The sequence below is a fragment of the Bacillus sp. 204(2023) genome (genome assembly GCF_037027505.1).
GTDB lineage: Bacteria > Bacillota > Bacilli > Bacillales > Bacillaceae > Bacillus > Bacillus subtilis.
This window is the reverse complement of sequence record NZ_JAXCHE010000001.1, coordinates 1-18,914: the sequence shown is the minus strand read 5'-3', so window position 1 is coordinate 18,914 and position 18,914 is coordinate 1. Positions and strand designations below refer to the sequence as shown.

Here is an 18,914-nt window from a genome sequence, read left to right as displayed (position 1 = left end):
AAAAGCGGTTCATGAGTGTATTCGATATATCCGTCTGTGCTGATTTTCACCGGCCATCAGCTCTCTGGAACGTAAGGATATTCTACTTGTCTCAATCTTTACCTTTTCATATGAAGCTATATCATTTTTAACATAAATAAAATCCTGTGTCAACGCCGCCTTTTAATCCTCCATTGTTGACAGATCTCCAGCCGGAAGATTAAGCTCCCATGCCTTCAGCACGCGTCTCATGATCTTTCCGCTTCGGGTTTTCGGAAGCTTATCTTTAAATTCGATCTCGCGCGGAGCCGCATGGGCTGCAAGACCCTGCTTTACAAATAGGCGGATCTCTTCTTTCAGTTTATCAGACGGCTCAAATCCTTCCCTGAGTGCAATAAAGGCTTTAATGATTTCTCCACGCACCGGGTCAGGCTTTCCGATTACGCCTGCTTCTGCAATAGCCGGATGTTCGACAAGCTTGCTTTCCACTTCAAATGGGCCGACGCGCTCACCGGAGGTCATGATGACGTCATCAACTCTGCCTTGGAACCAAAAGTATCCCTCTTCATCCATGTAAGCAGAATCCCCAGACACATACCAGCCGCCCGGCATGAAATACGATTCATACTTTTCAGGGTTATTCCAAATGGTATGCATCATGGAAGGCCAGCCCTTTTTGATGGCGAGATTGCCCATTCGGTATGGCGGTAGCTCGTTGCCTTGATTGTCAACGATCGCTGCCTCCACTCCTGGAATCGGCTTACCCATTGAACCCGGTTTAATATCCATGCAAGGATAGTTGCAGATGAGCTGACTGCCCGTTTCTGTCATCCACCATGTATCATGAATTCGTTTGTTAAAAACTTTATGTCCCCATCTGATGACTTCCGGATTTAGCGGCTCACCGACACTGAGCACATGCCGGAGTGAAGTTAGATCATATTTCGCAGCCATTTCATCTCCCGCTCCCATCAGCATCCGAAAAGCGGTCGGCGCGCTGTACCAGACATTGACGCCAAGCTGTTCAATCGTTCCATACCAGCTTTCCGGGCTGAAACGTCCGCCGACGATGACATTTGTCGCTCCGTTCAGCCACGGTGCAAAAATGCCATATACCGTACCTGTCACCCAGCCTGGATCAGCCGTGCACCAATAAATGTCTTCTTCCTTTAAATCAAGGACCCACTTTCCTGTTTGATATTGCTGAATCATCGCTTCATGGACATGCAGCACGCCCTTTGGCGTACCAGTGGAACCTGATGTATAGTGAAGCAGAAAGCCGTCTTTTTTATCCATCCATTCGATATCCAGTCTTGTGCTTTCCTGTTTCGCTGCTTCATCATAATTGATGATATTCGTGCCGCTCTCAGCCTCTCCCCCGACTACAAAGACATGCTGCAAGTGAGGCAGTTTGTCTACCGGTATTCTCTCCAGCAGCTCAGGCGTTGTGACAACAACCTTTGCCTCACTGTTTTCAAGCCGGTCTTTCACCGCTCCCTCCATAAATGCTTCGAACAGCGGCCCGGCGATGGCGCCAATTTTGATTACGCCAAGCATAATAAAATAAAGCTCGGGTGATCTCGGCATAAAAATAAAAACGCGGTCCCCTTTTTCCACATTTCCATACCGTCTCAGCACATTCCCGGCTCTGTTTGATTCTTCCTTCATTTCTTTAAATGTGTATTTTTCATCCCTTTTTGCGTCTTTATAATAAAGCGCTACTTTGTTTTTTCGAAACGATTCGGCATGGCGGTCAATCGCTTCATACGCCGCATTCAGTTTCCCTGTCTCATGCCAAGAGAAATGTTTCTCTGCCTCGGCCCAATCAAAATGCCGGTACGTTTCTTCAAAGTTTTTTAAGTTATGATCCCCCTCTATTGCTGGTAACGCTTTCAAATTCATGCCCAAACATCCCCCTTTGCTGAAGTTGTCACAATTATTATAGTATATATTCATATTCTTCTCAATTTTTAAAATATAAACCATGTTGAAAACGCTTTATAATTTGGTATTCTTAAAGAAGGCATGTATTTTTATAAGAATTGATGGGACGGTGAATTAGTGGAACATCATAAAACATACCATTCAGCAAACATCAAAACAGCAACCGGCTCTATACTGATAGAAGGGCCTGTCTCTCCAGAGGATTTGGCAGGTTATGAGTTTCATAAAGATTTAACCGCATTTCGCCCGCCTCGCGAGCAGCATGAAGCGCTAGTCGACATTGCAGGCCTTCCCGAAGGGCGCATTATTATTGCCAGAGACGGCCGAACCATTGTCGGCTATGTCACGTATTTATATCCTGACCCGCTCGAAAGATGGTCTGAAGGAAATATGGAGGATTTGATTGAGCTCGGAGCCATCGAAGTAGCGCCGGACTATCGGGGATGCGCTGTCGGAAAGACACTCCTGACCGTCAGCATGATGGATGAACAAATGGAAAACTACATTGTGATGACGACAGAATATTACTGGCATTGGGATTTAAAAGGGATGAAAAAAGATGTGTGGGAATACAGAAAGATCATGGAAAAGATGATGAATGCAGGCGGATTGGTCTGGTTTGCAACGGATGAGCCGGAGATCAGCTCCCACCCTGCAAACTGTCTGATGGCCCGCATCGGAAAAAACGTCAGCCAAGAATCAATTGAGCAATTTGACAGGCTCCGTTTTTATCATCGTTATATGTATTAACTGACACTGGCAAAGGGGAAAAAATAATGATTGTTGAGCAAATCATGAAAAGAGATGTCATTACATTAACGAAGACGGATACGCTTGAAACAGCAATATGCAAACTGAAGGAATTCCATATCAGGCATCTGCCTGTTGTAGATGAAGAACGACACGTGATCGGCATGATTACAGACAGAGACATGAAACAGGCCAGCCCGAGTATTTTTGAAGAAAACAAACGAAGCCTATTTCTCACACGAAGCGTAGATTCAATTATGAAAAAAGATGTTGTCTGCGCCCACCCGTTAGATTTTGTCGAAGAAATATCAGCCGTGTTCTACGAGCATGGCATCGGCTGCCTTCCAGTGGTACACCATCAAAAATTAATAGGCATTTTAACAAAAACCGATTTGCTGCGGACGTTTGTCAAATTGACAGGCGCTGACCAGCCGGGATCGCAAATTGAGATAAAAGTAAACGACATCACCAAAAGCCTCGCTGAGATCAGCAGTCTTTGCCAAGACCTTCAAGTGAAAATATTAAGCGTGCTTGTTTATCCGCATGACGATCCCGGTGTAAAAGTGCTTGTATTCCGTGTAAAAACGATGAATCCGCTGCCGTTTTTGCAGGCATTACAAAGAAATGGACACCACGTCGTATGGCCGTCAGAGCAAAGGGACCTGCTATGAGAGACAGTGTATTTATCTATTCTCCATCCTACCAAACTTATATGTTTCATCAGGAGCATCCCTTTAATCAGCAGCGGGTTCTGTTAACATATGATTTGCTTAAGACGATCAATGCCTTTGATGATGGAGACATTGTCACCCCCAGACTCGCTTCAGAAGAGGAGCTTTCCCTTGTCCACACGGACGATTACATTCAGGCCGTAAAGCTTGCGGGCGCCGGAAAGCTTCCCGCTGAAGAAGGAGAAAGCTACGGGCTCGGCACTGAAGACACACCCGTCTTTGCCGGCATGCACGAAGCGGCATCACTCTTGGTCGGCGGCACTTTAACGGCCGCAGACTGGGTCATGTCAGGACAAGCCCTGCATGCGGCAAACCTTGGCGGAGGGCTTCATCATGGCTTTCGCGGGCGAGCATCGGGGTTCTGCATTTACAACGACAGCGCTGTGGCGATTCAATATATCCAGAAAAAATATAGCGCCAGAGTGCTTTATATTGATACCGACGCCCACCACGGGGACGGTGTGCAATTTACATTTTACGATAATCCTGACGTTTGCACGCTGTCCATTCATGAAACAGGAAGGTATTTATTCCCTGGAACCGGTCAGATCCAAGAAAAAGGCAGCGGAAAAGGATATGGCTATTCCTTTAATATCCCGCTTGACGCTTTTACAGAGGATGATTCTTTTCTTGAGGCTTACCGGACAGCAGCTTCAGAAGTCGCCGCTTATTTCAAGCCCGATGTCATTATCAGCCAAAACGGCGCCGATGCCCATTACTACGACCCGCTGACGCATTTATCAGCAACAATCAATATATACGAAGAAATCCCCCGTCTTGCACACACTTTGGCTCATCAATATTGCGGAGGGAAATGGATTGCAGTCGGAGGCGGCGGATATGATATTTGGCGTGTCGTGCCCCGCGCCTGGGCCAGAATATGGCTTGAAATGAAGGGAATTGATCCGGGACACGAGATCCCGCCGGAATGGATCGCTAAATGGCAAAAACAATGCCCCGTCGCTCTTCCGTCGAGCTGGAGCGATCCGGCTGATTTATATCCTCCGATTCCCCGCAAGCCTGAAATCACAGAAAAAAATGCCCAAACTGTCAGCAAAGCATTATATGCGATACGTTCAGAACAGCAAAGAACAAAGTAAAAAACGACCTTACGAAGAGGTCGTTTTTGATTTTTTAATCACTATTTCCACACGCCGATTTTCCTTCATGTGTTCATTTGTCTTGTTATCCTTCACCGGCTTTGTATCCGCATAACCGACAGCAATAAAGCGCTTGGAGGGAAGCTTCTCTTTTGACGTGAAGTATTGAATCACTCCACTTGCCCGTGCTGCTGATAGCTCCCAATTCGACGGGTATCGGTATGTCGAAATGTTTCGGCTGTCTGTATGCCCCTCCACCTGAATGTCATTTGGAATTGTTTGAAGAAGAACGGCAATTTGGTGAAGAAGTGTTTCGGCATTTTTCAGCACCTTTGCCTCACCTGTATCAAACAGCACAGCCTCCTGAAGAACGAGCACGACACCGCGTTCATCCCGTTTGGCTGTCATTTGGGCCTTCAAATGATTGTCTTTTATATATGTATTTACTTTCTTGAGAAGCTGATCCTGCTGATCCTCTTGCTTCTTCGTATCAGATGCGGATGTATTCTTTTTTTCTATGGAAGTTTGGTCCGGCTGAAGCCCGTTGCCTTCCTTCTGGATCGAGTCCACTGCAGCTTTGAATTTTTGCAGATCGATTTGGGACATCGAAAAGAGTAAAATAAAGAACACAAGGATCAAGGTAATCAGATCTGTAAAGGTTACCATCCAGCTGGATGAAGATTGACTGTTTTTTCCGCTTCCATTCCTTCTTTCAAAACGTTCTCTTCTAAGCTTCATGTACAGATCCCTTTTTTGTTTTTACTTGTTTTGGCTGCTTCTGCCATTCTTCCCGTGAGCTGAAAACGACCAGCTGACTTTCAAGGTTGCGCGGGTTTTTTCCGGATTGAACACCGATAATCCCTTCCACCATTACCTGCTTGATGAAAATTTCACTTTCTGTTTTCTCTTCAAGCTTAGCCGCGATCGGGTTGAAGACCATATTTGCCAGTAATGAACCATATAAAGTCGTCAGAAGCGCAATGGCCATGTTTGGTCCGAGCATATGCGGGTCATTTAAGTTTTTGAGCATCAGCACAAGCCCGACGAGTGTTCCGATCATTCCCCATGCCGGAGCGAATTCTCCCGCTTTTTCAAAAACTCGCCGCCCTTTGCGGTGCCGTTCCTCCATTGCTGCGATTTCTGAATCCATGACGAGCCGAATCGTTTCTTCATCCCAGCCGTCAATCGCTAAAAGCAGCCCTTTTTTCAAGAATGGATCTTTGATTTCCCGAGCCTGATCATCCAATGATAAAAGCCCGTGTTTTCGCGCGTGATCGGAAAGGGAGACAAAGGTTTTCACAAGATCTTTCACATTGTCTTCCTGGCGGATGAATGCCTGCTTTAACACAGAGGGCGCTTTTTTCAGCTCTCTTGGCGGAAAACTGATAAAAACAGCCGCGCAAAGTCCCCCTGTTACGATGAAGAAAGAGGTCAGATCAAGAAAAGAGCGGAAACCGCTTACTCCCGATCCCGAAATAATCCCGATAACAATAATAATCGTTCCTAACACAAATCCAACAGGTGTAAGATAATCAAAACGTTTCATCATTTCTCCCCATGAAAAAAGCAAGAATTCACCATAAAGGTGAAGCTTGCTCTTAGTTTTTCTTATGACTTGGTTGACTTTCTTAGCTCTATACGGTGCGGCAGTTCGACGATATGCTCTTCAACCGGCTCTTTATTCATGAGCTTCGTCAGCAGTCTCATCGCAACGGCGCCAATATCATATGTCGGCTGAACAACTGTTGAAAGCTGCGGACGAACCATGAGGCTTAATCTTGTATTATCAAAGCCGATAATGTCGAGATCCTCCGGAATGGATAAGCCCTGATCCTGAGCGGCATGGATAATGCCGAGTGCCATTTCATCAGTTGCAGAAAGAATGGCTGTCGGTTTTTTATCCAGGCTCATCAGATGCTGCAGTGCTTCGAGTCCGGAATCATATGTGTAATCCCCTTCAGCTACAAATTGTTCATTAAACGGAAGGTTCGCTTCTTCAAGCGCACGTTTGTAGCCTTGGAGTTTTTTCGAACGGTTGATCGGCTCTGCCATTGGTCCGGAAACGAACGCGATGTCTGTATGTCCTTTATCAACCAAAAGCTTCACGGCATCATAAATCGCCTGTTCGTAATCGATAGCGACTGACGGTGTTTCCTCCTGCTCTTCTACAGAAGCGGCAAGTACAATCGGCACTGGGGAACGCTTAAATTCCGCCACATGCTCGTCCGTAATGTTTCCGCCCATAAACACGATGCCGTCCACTTGTTTGCCGAGCATTGTGTTTAACAAGTGCAGCTCTTTCTCCATGTTTTGGTCAGAGTTACTCAAAATAATATTGTATTTGTACATTGTCGCGATATCTTCAATTCCGCGCGCAAGCTCTGAATAGAAAATGCTTGAGATATCAGGAATGATGACACCTACAGTTGTTGTTTTTTTACTTGCCAGTCCTCTTGCCACCGCGTTTGGACGGTAACCGAGACGTTCAATGGCTTCCAAGACTTTTTTCCTCGTTGTCGGTTTTACATTCGGGTTGCCGTTCACGACACGGGAAACGGTTGCCATGCTTACATTAGCTTCTCTCGCTACATCGTAGATCGTAATATTGCTCATCCTAAAACCACTCCTTTTACTGGATACACTTATCCTTATCTATAGCATAAACACTTTATGTAGAGAAATGTCATAATGTCCGAATTTATGTCGTTTATGATTTGTAAGCGTAAGTCAGTAGTGTACATTATTTTTCATTATTCATCAAATTTAATTACTTCTCATGAAATTATACACGTTTTTATAGATGATGAAAACGTATACTTGGTTTTTATAACTAAATAAACGAGAAAGCATAAAAAAAGGCCGCAGGCGCGGCCTTTTGGATTGTTCAATTAAGCGTTGACTTTCACCATTGGCTTCAGTTCATTCAGCCATTTTTCGAATTCAGGAATCGCCATTTGCTGAGCAGAGTCAGAAAGTGCGACTGACGGATCAGGGTGAACCTCAGCCATTACGCCATCTGCACCGATCGCTAAAGCGGCTTTAGCTGTCGGAAGCAAGAGGTCACGGCGGCCTGTTGAATGCGTAACATCAACAAACACTGGCAAATGCGTTTCTTGTTTCAAAATCGGCACAGCTGAAATATCCAGCGTGTTTCTCGTTGCTGTTTCATATGTTCTGATTCCGCGCTCACAAAGGATAATTTGGTCATTTCCTTGTGACATGATGTATTCAGCAGCATTGATGAATTCAGAGATCGTTGCAGCAAGACCGCGCTTCAGAAGCACTGGCTTTTTCACTGCGCCGGCCGCTTTCAGCAATTCGAAGTTTTGCATGTTGCGCGCTCCGATTTGAATGACATCAATGTAGTCCAGCGCTTCTTCGATATGAGCCGGAGTTACGATTTCACTGATAACCGCCAGATCAAATTCATCCGCTACACGTTTTAAAATTTGAAGGCCTTCAACACCAAGCCCTTGGAAATCGTATGGGCTCGTACGAGGCTTAAAGGCTCCACCGCGCAAAATTTTAATCCCTTGTTTTTTCGCAGCTGCAGCGACTTCAGCTACCTGCTCATAGCTCTCTACCGCACATGGGCCGACAATGAATCTTTGCTGGCCGTCTCCGATTTTTTCGCCTTTGATATCAACAATTGTATCTTCAGGTTTTTTCTTGCGGGAGACAAGCAGCGCTTTGCTGTGATCTTCTTCCTGAAGCTCTAAACCGGCTTTGAATATCTCTTTAAAAATGTGCTGGATGGTTGAATTTTCGAACGGCCCGTCATTGTTTTCAATGATATTGTTTAACATCGTGCGTTCTCTGACAGGGTCAAATCGGTTCACACCCTGTGCTTCCTTCGCTTTACCGATCTCTTTTACAACATTTCCGCGTTCGTTGATTAATTTTAAAATTTGTAGGTTTAATTCGTCTGCTTTCTGCCTTAAAAGCTCTAACTCTGTGTTGCTCATTTTTTTCATCCTTTCCCTGCACATTCATTTTTTATTTTGTAGTTATCATGCATCTTACTATAAGTAATTCCAAATGGAAATACTGAAATACAAAAAATTTTATAAAAACTCTACTTTATTACCCAAACGCTTTTAAGTGATAAAGTAATCTATGAAGCTATCCTACATGATGTGAGGGCAATGTTCAAGGGTTTTTTACAAAAAAAAGCGCCAGATGATATCTGGACGCTTTTTTCTATGACAAATGCTGCTCAATAGCGGCTTCTGTAATTTGTGAATGTGAGGTATGCCATTTCACTTCACCGTTCTGAATGATGAATATCTGAGGGCTTTCATGCTTGACCCCATATGTTTCTGCAATGAAATTTGACAGCGGCCGGGCTTCTTGTACTTGAAGATAGTAAGCCGGCACATCCTCATGCTGATTTGCAAAGGCATCAAACTCATGAAATGCTGCCTGGCTGATCGGGCATGTGGTGCTGTGTTTAAAGAAGACAAAAGTGCCTTCCTGTTCTGCAATCCGTTTAAATTCTTCCTCAGATTGAATAAGCTGTTTAGCCATGACTCAAGCTCTTCCTTCCCTGCTCAGCGATTCAACTGCTCAGCCTGTTTTTGTGCATCTTTCAGTTCGTCTTTTACATCTTCTTTCGTCTGGAGGACTTGATCTTTTGTTTCATCAGCTGCCTGCATCGCTTCTTCCCTCATATCTTGAATTGCAGTCGATGAATCCGTTTTGTCAGATTTGGAACGGTCTCTTAAATCCTTTACCTTGTTCATGATTTGCCCAGACTGATCCGCTACAAGCTGTGTGATGTTGGAAGTTTTGTCTTTTGCGATGCTGACATATTGCGTGCCTTTTTCCTTCGCATCTGCCGTCATTTTATCAGTTTTGTCCCGTAAAGCAACAGCTTGGCTGCCGAGATCGTCGCGAAGTTCTTTGCCTGATTTAGGCGCTAGAAAAAGAGCTGTAGTGGCACCGATGATTCCCCCGATTAAAGTTCCGATTAAAAAATCTTTACTATTAATTCCATCTTTGCTCATCATTATTCCTCCTCTTAGTATTTTTTTCTCTTACAGGGCTGATTTTTTCTTTTGCTTCCATTTCTCCCAAATTTCCATTGCTGCTTGACTCCATGTGACAACTTGATTGATCTTATCTTGATTTTCTCTAACTGATGCCGATACAGACCCTGCCGCTTGTTTCATGGATGTATTGAACTGCTGTACAGAAGCTCCCACTCCTTGAACAGCATGAACGACCGTATTCAGCTTTTCTGATTTTTCCTGAATATCTTCAGCCAGGCGGTTGGTCTTATGTAAAAGCTCGGCTGTTTCAGTTGTGATGCCCTTCATTTGTCCCTCCAGCCCTTCAAGAGTGGATGCGACGTTTTTTAGTGTCAGCTGCAGTGACTTCAATGTTTTAGACAAGTAGATCACTAATACGAAAAATGCAACTGCGATGAGTGCAACGCTCAAATAAAGAATAATAATCATCTCAAACCTCCTTGCTGCAGGATATACTGCTGTTTACCCGTTTTCTTCAATCATAAACATGTGTACTGGGCTGTATACATACTATTCTCCGTTATGTAAGAAAATCCTTTAATAAGCTTTCCCATCAGATAAATAAAAAGCAGTGAGATCACTGCTTTTTATTATGCCATGACGTTTTCGTAGGCTCTCATATATTTTTGGATATCTCCTGCTCCCATAAAGATGAGAACGGCTTTATCATGAGCTTTTAAAACAGATGTGTCATCTTCTTCAATCAGCTTGGCATTATGAATTTTTCCCTGGAGATCACCGATCGTCAGCTTTCCGGCATTCTCACGGGCTGAGCCGAAAATATCGCATAAATACACACAGTCAGCGCCGCTCAGGCTTTCTGCAAATTCGTCAAGGAACTGCTGCGTCCGTGTAAATGTATGAGGCTGAAATACCGCGACAATTTCCCGATCAGGATATTTCTGTCTTGCCGCCTCAATTGTCACTTTTATTTCTGTCGGATGATGAGCATAGTCATCGATCAGCACTTGATCCCCAAGCTGCTTCTCATTGAATCTGCGTTTGACGCCCCCAAAAGATTTGAGAGCATGCTTAATGATGCTGGAATCAATTTCTTCATAATGGCATAACGCAATGACCGCCAATGAGTTTAATACATTGTGGTGGCCGTACGCAGGAATATAAAACGTATCATAGAATGTATTGCGGACAAAGACATCAAAAGTTGTCCCTTCCGTGCTTTTTACGATGTTTCTGGCTTGAAAATCATTTTCTTCCCCCGTGCCATAATACACAACCGGGACGTTTGCATGGATTTTCGGCAGATGCTCATCGTCTCCGCAGGCAATAATGCCTTTGTTGACTTGAAGAGCCATCTCTTGGAAAGCGTCAAATACATCGTCAATGCTTGAGAAGTAATCAGGGTGATCAAAATCAATATTCGTCATAATCGCATAATCTGGCTGATAGCTTAAGAAATGGCGGCGGTATTCGCACGCTTCAAACACAAAGTATTCGCTGTTTTCATTTCCCTGGCCTGTTCCGTCTCCGATTAAGAAAGACGTCGGTTTTGCGTTTTGGATCACGTGAGCCAGCAGACCCGTAGTCGACGTTTTGCCGTGTGCGCCCGTAACGGCAACACTCGTGAATTTTTTCATGTAGTCGCCTAAAAACTTATGATAACGTATCACCGGAATTCCCTCAGACATCGCTTTTTCTATTTCAGGATGCGTGTCTGGGAATGCGTTTCCGGCGATGACTGTCATGCCGGGTTTAATATTCTCCGCGCTAAAAGGAAGAACCGTAATATTTCTTTTTTCAAGCGCTGTTTGCGTAAAAATAAATTTTTCGATATCCGATCCTTGGACAGTATATCCATTATCATGAAGTATTTGGGCAAGCGGACTCATACCGGTCCCTTTTATTCCAACAAAATGATAAACAGTCATAATTGTACCTCCAACAAACGTCTATCTGTTCCCCAGTATATGACGCTCATTTCAATTTGCGACCGCGGCGGCTGAAAAGCCTCCCTTAGCGGCGTATTTTATATGTTTTGTTATGTTTAGTATCAGGTTATTTCTTTCCGATTAAACCCAGATATCAAGATTTGTCTATGCACAGCTGCTGTAAAGCGGCATAGCTGTTAAATGCTCTAAACACTATCATACCATGTTTGGTGTGAAAATGAACCCATATTATTCGTTTATTAAATCACTTGCTGTGATCAGAACCTCCCGAGGCTTGCTTCCTTTTGCCTCAGAGATCATGCCTTCCGCTTCCATCATGTCGATCAGCCTTGCCGCACGATTGTAACCGATTCTGAATCTTCTTTGCAGGCTTGAAGTGCTCGCACTGTTTTGCTCTACAACAAACTCACACGCTTCGTAAAACAGTTCGTCCTCTTCTTTCAGGGCTGATCCTTGTCTTACGAGCTCTTCTTGTTCAAATAAATAGGTCGGCGGCATTTGGCTTCTGACGTGGGAAACGACGCGGTCGATTTCCCGGTCTGACACAAAGTTACCTTGCAGACGAACCGGTTTTCCCGAGCCGTTTTCCAAAAAGAGCATATCCCCTTTTCCGAGAAGCTTTTCTGCACCGGCTATGTCAATAATTGTTCGGGAATCAACCTGGCTTGAGACAGAAAAGGCGATTCTCGTTGGGATATTCGCCTTAATCAGTCCTGTTATGACATCAACTGACGGACGCTGAGTTGCGACGAGAAGATGGATACCGCACGCTCTGGCTTTTTGGGCGATCCGCGCAATGCTTTCTTCCACATCGTTTGGAGCCACCATCATCAAATCTGCAAGCTCATCAATAATGACAACTAAATATGGCAGCTTTTCACCCATTTGGTGTTCAGCCGTTAATTGATTAAAGCGGTCAATGTCGCGGACACCTGAATGGGCAAAAAGCTCATAGCGGCGCTCCATTTCCTCAACGACCCATTTTAAAGCAGCGGTAGCCGCTTTGGCGTCAGTAATGACCGGGCTGACGAGGTGAGGAATTTTATTGTAAGGGGCCAGCTCTACCATTTTCGGATCAATCAGCAGCACCTTTACCTCACTTGGGTCAGCTTTATAAAGCAGGCTGACTAATATTGTATTGATGCATACGCTTTTTCCGGAGCCTGTAGCGCCGGCAATCAAGCCATGCGGCATTTTCTTCAAGTCGATAACGACAGGATTTCCCGAAATATCTAATCCCAGCGCAGCTGTGAGCGGTGACTTGCTTGTCCTGAAAGCTGAGCTGCGAATCATCTGGCGCAAATCAACCACCTTGCTCGTGCGGTTCGGCACTTCTATTCCGATCGTGTTTTTCCCCGGAATCGGCGCTTCAATCCGAATATCTCTCGCTGAGAGACTGAGTTTAATATCATCGGACAAGTTGGTGATTTTATTCACCTTTACACCTGGTTCAGGATGCACTTCAAATCTCGTGACAGACGGACCCTGGGTTACATGGACCACATTGGCGCGGACATTGAAGTTTTTCAAGGTTAAATCAAGAAGCTGACGCTGTTCTTCGATCCACGCAGTATCGTCCTGAACTTGCGCTGGCGGGACATCAAGCAGTGCAACATTCGGAAATGCATAGCTGCCGCGGCGCTCCTCTGCTTTTTGCTGTTTATGCGTATCTCTTTTCAGCATCATCACATTAAAAGGAACGGATGGCCCTTTTTGAGAAGATGCGCTTTGTTCAGTCCTTTTCTCCTGTACACCAGGCCTTTTTTTCGGCTCTTCTGAAGCTTCGCGAGGTTTTTCTGCGCGAATTCCCTGCCGATTTTCAAGAGGTGCAGTAAACGATTTGGAACCCTGCTCCAAGCGTTCAGTTTTCTCAAGCTCTGTATGGCTGTCTGGCTGAACATCTATCTTCGTTTCCTGAGCCTCTCCCAGGGTGTCATAATGATTATTTATTATGCTTTCTGATGGCTCTTCTGATTCTTTTGCCACAGTTTCTGCTTGAGCCAGAGCCTCTGATGAATACTCATGATCAGTCAATAAAGGCTCTTCCTGACGAATGTCCATTTGTTCTTCTTGAACGAACGGGGACTCAGCACCTTCTGCCGCGTATTCATGATGATTGTATACTGGGCTGTCTGACGGGTCTTTTGCTTTTTCATCCTCAGATACTGCCTCTGTCTGAGATTCAGGAGCTGTTTGCTCTTCATCAAGTTCAGCGGAGAAAACAGGCTCTTCAAATTTCTCTGACTGCTGCTCCCTTTGTTCTTCCTCAGCCGCTGCAGGCTCTTCGCGGCCTACTTCACTGTCTGAAAGCCCTTCAGCCGCCGTATCTGTGAGCATCTCAGGCGGTGTTTGCTCTTCGGCATGTTCAGCTGGGAAGGAAGGCTCCTCTTTTTCCGGCTGTTGAACGCCTGACTCAAATGGCACTTTGTTACCTGACGGCTCGGCTGGCCGTTTCGCCAGCGCCTCATCATGCTCCGTATCCTTTCTGTTTAAAACGCCAGAAGGCTGTTTTTCAAATTGGGTATCCGGGAAGAAAGGACTTTCTTTTTTGGAATGCGCCTGTGTGTCTGAAGCAGGATAGCCGCGTTCACGTTCGATCTCTTCTGACAGCAGTGTTACCTTCTCTTTTACCGATTTATCCGGTTCGTTCAATGTTTCAGAAGGCTTTTTCGGCACATCCTTTTTAACAGATGGTTTTTGATTGAATCCATAGACAGGAGAAGGGATATTTGTCGGTTTAAACGGTTTCTTCGCCGGCTCTGCTGCTTGATATGTATGCTGCTCTTCTTCATTTCTGGGACGCTCTCTGTAAGGTGCAGCACTTGGACGAGGAGCGGATTTCGGTTCGTCCGATGGTGTGCGGCGCCTTCTCAGGTCATGATTTTTGTATCCGTCAGGCACGACTGGAAAACGGAATTTGCCTTTTGGATATTCATAATATATTTTAGGATCTTCCAATCTTTTTAATTGTCCTTCAGGATGATGTACTTCTTGTTGCTGCGGAATTTGAGCGGGTTTTGTCTCCCGTTCAGCATCCTCTTCGCTTTCGCCTAAAAACAAATCAAAAAATTTATGAAGCCAACTCATAATTTATCTCTAACTCCCTTATAGTTTTCTGGGACGGTTTTTAGTATACCACTGCTGGTCGGCCCAGAAAAGATTAAGCTATCAGCAGAAACAAAGCCGCTAAACAAGGGCTTAGCGGCTTTTCACATGATTCGTTTTTTTTGGCGGATTTATGGGAGTCTAAAACTGAAATGCGTCTCCTGCCTCATAGTCTCCTTCTAACACAAGGATTCCTTTTTCAGCAGGGGCATCCGGCAAATCAAGCTCTTTCGCTGAGCAGATCATCCCGCTTGACGGAACGCCGCGAAGCTCTGCATCCTTAATGACAAGTCCGCTAGGCATCACAGCACCGACTTTGGCAACGATAACTTTTTGGCCTTTGTCAACGTTAGGCGCGCCGCAGACGATCTGAAGCGTTTCTTCTCCTACGTTGACTTTACATACGCTTAATTTATCCGCATTCGGATGTTTTTCTTTTGATTCTACATACCCCACAACAAACTTCGGAGATAAATCAACGACTAATGTTTCTTCAACGCCGTTTCTGTTTAAAATCTCATTCACATCTTGCACGAATGTTTCTGAGAGCGCAACAGGGCCGTTTTCATCAATGGTCAAGTAAGAAGACGCGTTGAAAATGTTGAAGCCCGTTGTTTCTTTTGTTTCGTTATTGAAAATTTTGACGACGTCGCCGTGTTTTTCATAGCCTAATTGTTCGCGTGTCACATCTTGAAGAGAGATCAGGAGCGTGTCTCCCACACCTTCTTTATTATAAAAAGCGTTCATAAGTAAAAATCCTTTCTAATCCTTTTTCGGACGGCTTTTCGCCAGGATAAACACCGGTTCCAGCTTTCCTTCATTGTATAAAAATGAAAGGGCGGTAATCGGGACGGTGCCGCCTGCAAAGAAGCTCATCGACATTTGTCCTAGAATATCATACCCCGATTCATTCCGGATGTCAGCAAGAATCAAAACGTCCTGATGAGGAACAGAGATCGCCAGCTCCCCTTCTGCATGCTGCTTATACTCATTTAAGATCGCTTCGTTCAAAATCCGGCTTGCGTCGTATCCGTCGTTTGCCCTGAAGAAATAAAAGTAATTGCCGGCAACCGTATCCTCTTTGACAACCGTCGGCAGGGAACGGAGATTAAATGCGGCCGTCTCTCTGATCCGCTCTTTTGTCCAGTTTTCTTTCTCAAGCATGCGCTGGTCAATTAAACGGTAGGTTTTCCCGAGATCGAGCGCGTAATAAATTCTTGTCTCTGCGGTATGATCGTCATAAATGAGCGGGATATCTTCGCTGGACTTGTCCGGGAAAGAAGTCGAGCGGATGACCGGATAAATGCGAGTTTCTTTCCCGGTCATTTCCTGAGCCTTCCCTTCCATTGCCGTCATCGCTTCGGAGACATAGTACACGATCTCATCAATGGCTTCGTCTTTTTTCAGTTCCCATTTTGCAATAATCGGCGGCAAATCGAGTGTAATCCCTTTTTTAGTCGTTTGATCCTCAACACGGAGGGTGTCTTTTTCTCTGTCAAACAGAAAGGAGCGATTCTCGTGCTGAAGGCGCTGTTTCAGTATATCTGACAGCTTCCTTGAGGTCATTTTCAAACCGATGTCCTCCTTTACGCTTTAGCGAGAGAGTCTGTTAAAAACTGTTCAATTTCTTCTTTTGTTTTACGGTCTTTGCTCACAAAACGATTTACTTCTTTTCCTTCATTAAACACCACAAAGCTTGGGATTCCGTAAATTTCCCACTCTGCACATGTATCAATGAATTTGTCACGGTCTACGTAGTAGTAGGTGAATTCAGGGAAATTCGCTTCCAGTTCAGGCAGGAAAGGCTCTACAAAACGGCAATCCGGGCACCAATCGGCTGAAAACATAAATACAGACCAATCATCCTTTACCGCTTTTTCCAGCTCTTGAGTTGATTCAATTTTTTTCATTTCATATCCCTCCAGTTGTTTATGTTCTTACATGTTTTTTATCGATACTCGTCCATTTGGATCATACCAAACTGCTTGAGGCAAAACCACTTATATGCAACGAATGAATATGTAAGATTGGCTTTCCCATTATCATTATCATATTTTATTTGCATTATCAAGCTCGTTTCGTTTAACATCGTGTACATGAGGGTAAAATTTACAGATGGACATACATAAGGAGGGATTTTTAATATGGAGTTTATCGTCTATTTAGCAGGAGAAATCCACAGCAATTGGCGCGAGGAAATTAAAGAGAAAACAAAATCACTGAAGCTCCCGATTACGTTTGTTGGCCCGATGGAGAATCATGACCGCTCAGACAATATTGGTGAAGAAATTATGGGCGTACAGCCAAATGCCGTTTTAAAGGATGACAAAGCCTCTGACATCAACAACTTCAAAACCGCCGTCCTGATGAATAAAGCAGACTTTGTGATCGCCCTGTTTGGCGAAAAGTACAAACAGTGGAACACGGCAATGGATGCATCATATGCGATCGCAAAAGGAAAACCCCTGATTATCATCCGGCCGGAATCGCTCCACCATCCTTTAAAAGAGCTTTCCAATAAAGCGAATATTACGGTTGAAACCGTTAACCAAGCCATTAAGGCCCTTTCCTATCTATTTGAAACAGAATAAGAAAAAAGCTTGTCGATCCGGGCTTACTGCTCGTTCAACAAGCTTTTATGAAACCTACATATTTTCTTTAATTGCATCCACCGTCTGCTTATCGCAGGCTGTTACAAGTTTGATGAGCATTTCTTTAGCAGCAGCATAATCATCAATATGAATGATAGAAGCGTTTGTATGAATATATCGGGAACATATTCCGATAACCGCTGACGGCACACCGCTGTTCGAAATATGAACCTTGCCTGCGTCTGTTCCCCCGCCAGATACAAAATATTGATATGGAATATCATGCGTTTCAGCCATATCAAGAACGAATTCCCTCATTCCGCGATGCATGACTGTCGTTCTGTCAAGAATGCGCAGCAAAAAGCCTTTTCCAAGCTGGCCGAATTCATTTTTGTCTCCGCTCATATCGTTTGCCGGGCTGGCGTCAAGGGCGAAAAACAAGTCCGGTTTAATCATATGAGAAGCCGTCTGCGCGCCCCTTAGCCCTACTTCTTCCTGAACCGTTGCACCCGCATAGAGTGTATTCGGAAGCTCTTTACCGTGTAATTCCTTCAGAAGTTCAATGCTTAAGCCGCATCCATATCTGTTATCCCATGCTTTTGATAAAATTTTCTTTTCATTCGCCATCGTCGTAAACGGACAAACAGGCACGATCTGCTGTCCCGGTTTAATGCCGATTTTGATGGCGTCTTCCTTATCATCCGCTCCAATGTCGATCATCATGTTTTTGATATCCATCGGACGGTTTCGCTGCGCATCTGTCAATAAATGCGGCGGTATGCTTGAAATCACACCCGGAACCGGCCCGTTATCTGTTTGAATTTCAACCCGCTGCGCAAGCAAAACTTGGCTCCACCAGCCTCCGAGCGTCTGGAATCTGAGCAGCCCGTTGTCTGTAATGGATGTCACCATGAAGCCGACTTCGTCCATGTGCCCGGCTACCATAATTCTCGGTGCGTCCTCTGCGCCTCGTCTGACTCCGAAAACACTTCCCAGTCTGTCCTGAACGATGTCATCGGCATATTTGGCTAGCTCCTGCTTCATAAAAGCACGAACCTGATGCTCATTGCCCGGCGCGCCGGGAAGCTGCGTCAGTGTTTGGAAAAGCGCTTTCGTTTCTTGATTCATGTTTTCCCCTCATTTCTATGTAGTCCTTTTATTTTATTAGAAACATATGAAGTTTTCCAAGCACCCTGACCCAATCTGCTCGATCAGCCGCGTATTGCTTAACAGGATTTGGCTGTTTCTGTATAATGAAAAGTACGATCAACCAGGAGGTGCTTTATTTTGAAATTGCGTCATCTTCTTTTAGGAGCAGGACTTGGAATTTGTGCGGCTGTCGTTGTGAAACAATATGTGATGAAGCCTTATATTTCTTCAGAAAAAGCGCTTCGCATTGTAAAGTCTGCTTTTAAGCAGCGGGGCCCGATTGACGGATCATGGATTTACACCCAGCCGGAGCCTTACAATATTAACGGAGAAACGGTACAGGTATACAAAACCGGCATTACACGATCAGCTTTCGGAGAATTAGAACAGTATGAAGTCATGGTGGATGCGAAAACGGGAGAAATTGTTGATGTCATTGATACAATCGCCTCTTAACACCGGACAAGCAAAAAATAGAAGCCGCTGCCTACGCAGCGGCTCAGCTTGTAGAGAAAACGGTGTTTTTTTCTACAAGCTTTTTTGTTTTGGGCTGTTTCTTTACATATTCATCTGATTTCAGGTGCAGAAAAAGCACTCCCACATGCCTAGCCTTGCTTGGCTAGGT

20 protein-coding genes and 1 other annotated feature (1 of these 21 running past the window's edge) are annotated in these 18,914 nt (G+C 44.8%); of the genes, 5 read left to right on the top strand and 15 right to left on the bottom strand.

The features are described from left to right. Positions 1 to 108 (bottom strand) — a binding site (T-box leader); it reaches 129 nt to the left of the window's first position. 54 nt (positions 109 to 162) lie between these two features. Next, a complete protein-coding gene (gene acsA / locus WA279_RS00100) occupies positions 163 to 1,881 on the bottom strand; it encodes an acetate--CoA ligase (protein WP_336153763.1) in 1,719 nt (572 codons plus the stop codon). A gap of 159 nt (positions 1,882 to 2,040) precedes the next feature. Between acsA and acuA the strand changes: the two genes are divergently transcribed. The 3 genes from acuA to WA279_RS00085 are packed head-to-tail and all read left to right on the top strand — an operon-like array spanning position 2,041 to position 4,504. Next, entirely contained in the window at positions 2,041 to 2,673 is a 633-nt protein-coding gene (acuA, locus tag WA279_RS00095) for an acetoin utilization protein acetyltransferase AcuA (protein WP_014477669.1), read from the top strand. A 26-nt stretch (positions 2,674 to 2,699) separates the two neighbouring features. Then, the gene (locus WA279_RS00090) at positions 2,700 to 3,344 is read left to right on the top strand and encodes an acetoin utilization AcuB family protein (protein WP_003229294.1); all 645 of its coding nucleotides are present in this window, start codon (positions 2,700 to 2,702) and stop codon (positions 3,342 to 3,344) included. Then, on the top strand, positions 3,341 to 4,504 hold the full coding sequence (locus WA279_RS00085; RefSeq protein WP_123372899.1) for an acetoin utilization protein AcuC: 1,164 nt from the start codon (positions 3,341 to 3,343) through the stop codon (positions 4,502 to 4,504). Before WA279_RS00090 ends, WA279_RS00085 begins: the two co-directional genes overlap by 4 nt. A 9-nt stretch (positions 4,505 to 4,513) precedes the next feature. On the opposite strand, the gene motS is transcribed toward WA279_RS00085, so the two are convergent. The 13 genes from motS to WA279_RS00020 form a co-directional block, all read right to left on the bottom strand. After that, positions 4,514 to 5,242 carry a flagellar motor protein MotS gene (gene motS / locus WA279_RS00080; RefSeq protein ID WP_335388772.1) on the bottom strand — a complete coding sequence of 243 codons (729 nt, stop codon included), beginning with the start codon at positions 5,240 to 5,242 and terminating at the stop codon, positions 4,514 to 4,516. Next, positions 5,232 to 6,050 carry a flagellar motor protein MotP gene (motP, locus tag WA279_RS00075; RefSeq protein ID WP_014477672.1) on the bottom strand — a complete coding sequence of 273 codons (819 nt, stop codon included), beginning with the start codon at positions 6,048 to 6,050 and terminating at the stop codon, positions 5,232 to 5,234. Before motP ends, motS begins: the two co-directional genes overlap by 11 nt. Positions 6,051 to 6,112: 62 nt before the next feature. Further along, a complete protein-coding gene (gene ccpA, locus WA279_RS00070; RefSeq protein ID WP_003229285.1) occupies positions 6,113 to 7,117 on the bottom strand; it encodes a catabolite control protein A in 1,005 nt (334 codons plus the stop codon). 275 nt (positions 7,118 to 7,392) lie between these two features. Further along, entirely contained in the window at positions 7,393 to 8,469 is a 1,077-nt protein-coding gene (locus WA279_RS00065; protein ID WP_003223454.1) for a bifunctional 3-deoxy-7-phosphoheptulonate synthase/chorismate mutase, read from the bottom strand. 235 nt (positions 8,470 to 8,704) lie between these two features. Next, on the bottom strand, positions 8,705 to 9,031 hold the full coding sequence (gene ytxJ, locus WA279_RS00060; RefSeq protein WP_336153758.1) for a bacillithiol system redox-active protein YtxJ: 327 nt from the start codon (positions 9,029 to 9,031) through the stop codon (positions 8,705 to 8,707). Between the two features lie 23 nt (positions 9,032 to 9,054). Beyond that, positions 9,055 to 9,510 (bottom strand): YtxH domain-containing protein, encoded by a 456-nt coding sequence (locus WA279_RS00055; RefSeq protein WP_336153756.1) that lies wholly within the window; start codon positions 9,508 to 9,510, stop codon positions 9,055 to 9,057. A 30-nt stretch (positions 9,511 to 9,540) separates the two neighbouring features. Beyond that, on the bottom strand, positions 9,541 to 9,963 hold the full coding sequence (locus WA279_RS00050; protein ID WP_327845041.1) for a DUF948 domain-containing protein: 423 nt from the start codon (positions 9,961 to 9,963) through the stop codon (positions 9,541 to 9,543). Positions 9,964 to 10,124: 161 nt separating this feature from the next. Then, on the bottom strand, positions 10,125 to 11,423 hold the full coding sequence (gene murC, locus WA279_RS00045) for a UDP-N-acetylmuramate--L-alanine ligase (protein WP_038429473.1): 1,299 nt from the start codon (positions 11,421 to 11,423) through the stop codon (positions 10,125 to 10,127). Positions 11,424 to 11,672: 249 nt separating this feature from the next. After that, positions 11,673 to 14,531 (bottom strand): DNA translocase SftA, encoded by a 2,859-nt coding sequence (gene sftA, locus WA279_RS00040; RefSeq protein ID WP_336153749.1) that lies wholly within the window; start codon positions 14,529 to 14,531, stop codon positions 11,673 to 11,675. A gap of 159 nt (positions 14,532 to 14,690) precedes the next feature. Continuing rightward, positions 14,691 to 15,296: a YtpR family tRNA-binding protein gene (gene ytpR / locus WA279_RS00035; protein WP_336153747.1), complete on the bottom strand. Its 606-nt coding sequence runs from the start codon at positions 15,294 to 15,296 to the stop codon at positions 14,691 to 14,693. Between the two features lie 15 nt (positions 15,297 to 15,311). After that, positions 15,312 to 16,121, bottom strand: coding sequence for a DUF1444 domain-containing protein (locus WA279_RS00030; RefSeq protein WP_009967991.1), 810 nt, complete (start codon positions 16,119 to 16,121; stop codon positions 15,312 to 15,314). 14 nt (positions 16,122 to 16,135) lie between these two features. Continuing rightward, positions 16,136 to 16,459, bottom strand: coding sequence for a thioredoxin family protein (locus WA279_RS00025; RefSeq protein WP_003229265.1), 324 nt, complete (start codon positions 16,457 to 16,459; stop codon positions 16,136 to 16,138). 38 nt (positions 16,460 to 16,497) lie between these two features. Then, the gene (locus WA279_RS00020) at positions 16,498 to 16,614 is read right to left on the bottom strand and encodes a hypothetical protein (protein WP_004399150.1); all 117 of its coding nucleotides are present in this window, start codon (positions 16,612 to 16,614) and stop codon (positions 16,498 to 16,500) included. Between the two features lie 79 nt (positions 16,615 to 16,693). Between WA279_RS00020 and WA279_RS00015 the strand changes: the two genes are divergently transcribed. Then, entirely contained in the window at positions 16,694 to 17,140 is a 447-nt protein-coding gene (locus WA279_RS00015; RefSeq protein ID WP_336153746.1) for a YtoQ family protein, read from the top strand. A gap of 54 nt (positions 17,141 to 17,194) precedes the next feature. On the opposite strand, the gene WA279_RS00010 is transcribed toward WA279_RS00015, so the two are convergent. Continuing rightward, a complete protein-coding gene (locus WA279_RS00010; RefSeq protein WP_014480574.1) occupies positions 17,195 to 18,268 on the bottom strand; it encodes a M42 family metallopeptidase in 1,074 nt (357 codons plus the stop codon). A gap of 159 nt (positions 18,269 to 18,427) precedes the next feature. Between WA279_RS00010 and WA279_RS00005 the strand changes: the two genes are divergently transcribed. Then, on the top strand, positions 18,428 to 18,745 hold the full coding sequence (locus tag WA279_RS00005; RefSeq protein WP_014480575.1) for a PepSY domain-containing protein: 318 nt from the start codon (positions 18,428 to 18,430) through the stop codon (positions 18,743 to 18,745). The last annotated feature ends 169 nt before the right edge of the window (positions 18,746 to 18,914 follow it).

Excerpts from the sequence above, each read along its gene's own strand:
- WA279_RS00020 (WP_004399150.1), bottom strand. The coding sequence starts at position 16,614 with ATGCAAATAAAATATGATAATGATAATGGGAAAGCCAATCTTACATAT.
- ccpA (WP_003229285.1), bottom strand. The coding sequence starts at position 7,117 with ATGAGCAATATTACGATCTACGATGTAGCGAGAGAAGCTAATGTAAGC.
- motS (WP_335388772.1), bottom strand. The coding sequence starts at position 5,242 with ATGAAGCTTAGAAGAGAACGTTTTGAAAGAAGGAATGGAAGCGGAAAA.
- WA279_RS00090 (WP_003229294.1), top strand. The coding sequence starts at position 2,700 with ATGATTGTTGAGCAAATCATGAAAAGAGATGTCATTACATTAACGAAG.
- acsA (WP_336153763.1), bottom strand. The coding sequence starts at position 1,881 with ATGAATTTGAAAGCGTTACCAGCAATAGAGGGGGATCATAACTTAAAA.
- sftA (WP_336153749.1), bottom strand. The coding sequence starts at position 14,531 with ATGAGTTGGCTTCATAAATTTTTTGATTTGTTTTTAGGCGAAAGCGAA.
- WA279_RS00015 (WP_336153746.1), top strand. The coding sequence starts at position 16,694 with ATGGAGTTTATCGTCTATTTAGCAGGAGAAATCCACAGCAATTGGCGC.
- WA279_RS00025 (WP_003229265.1), bottom strand. The coding sequence starts at position 16,459 with ATGAAAAAAATTGAATCAACTCAAGAGCTGGAAAAAGCGGTAAAGGAT.
- motP (WP_014477672.1), bottom strand. The coding sequence starts at position 6,050 with ATGAAACGTTTTGATTATCTTACACCTGTTGGATTTGTGTTAGGAACG.
- murC (WP_038429473.1), bottom strand. The coding sequence starts at position 11,423 with ATGACTGTTTATCATTTTGTTGGAATAAAAGGGACCGGTATGAGTCCG.
- WA279_RS00055 (WP_336153756.1), bottom strand. The coding sequence starts at position 9,510 with ATGAGCAAAGATGGAATTAATAGTAAAGATTTTTTAATCGGAACTTTA.
- WA279_RS00050 (WP_327845041.1), bottom strand. The coding sequence starts at position 9,963 with ATGATTATTATTCTTTATTTGAGCGTTGCACTCATCGCAGTTGCATTT.
- WA279_RS00085 (WP_123372899.1), top strand. The coding sequence starts at position 3,341 with ATGAGAGACAGTGTATTTATCTATTCTCCATCCTACCAAACTTATATG.
- WA279_RS00010 (WP_014480574.1), bottom strand. The coding sequence starts at position 18,268 with ATGAATCAAGAAACGAAAGCGCTTTTCCAAACACTGACGCAGCTTCCC.
- ytxJ (WP_336153758.1), bottom strand. The coding sequence starts at position 9,031 with ATGGCTAAACAGCTTATTCAATCTGAGGAAGAATTTAAACGGATTGCA.
- ytpR (WP_336153747.1), bottom strand. The coding sequence starts at position 15,296 with ATGAACGCTTTTTATAATAAAGAAGGTGTGGGAGACACGCTCCTGATC.
- WA279_RS00065 (WP_003223454.1), bottom strand. The coding sequence starts at position 8,469 with ATGAGCAACACAGAGTTAGAGCTTTTAAGGCAGAAAGCAGACGAATTA.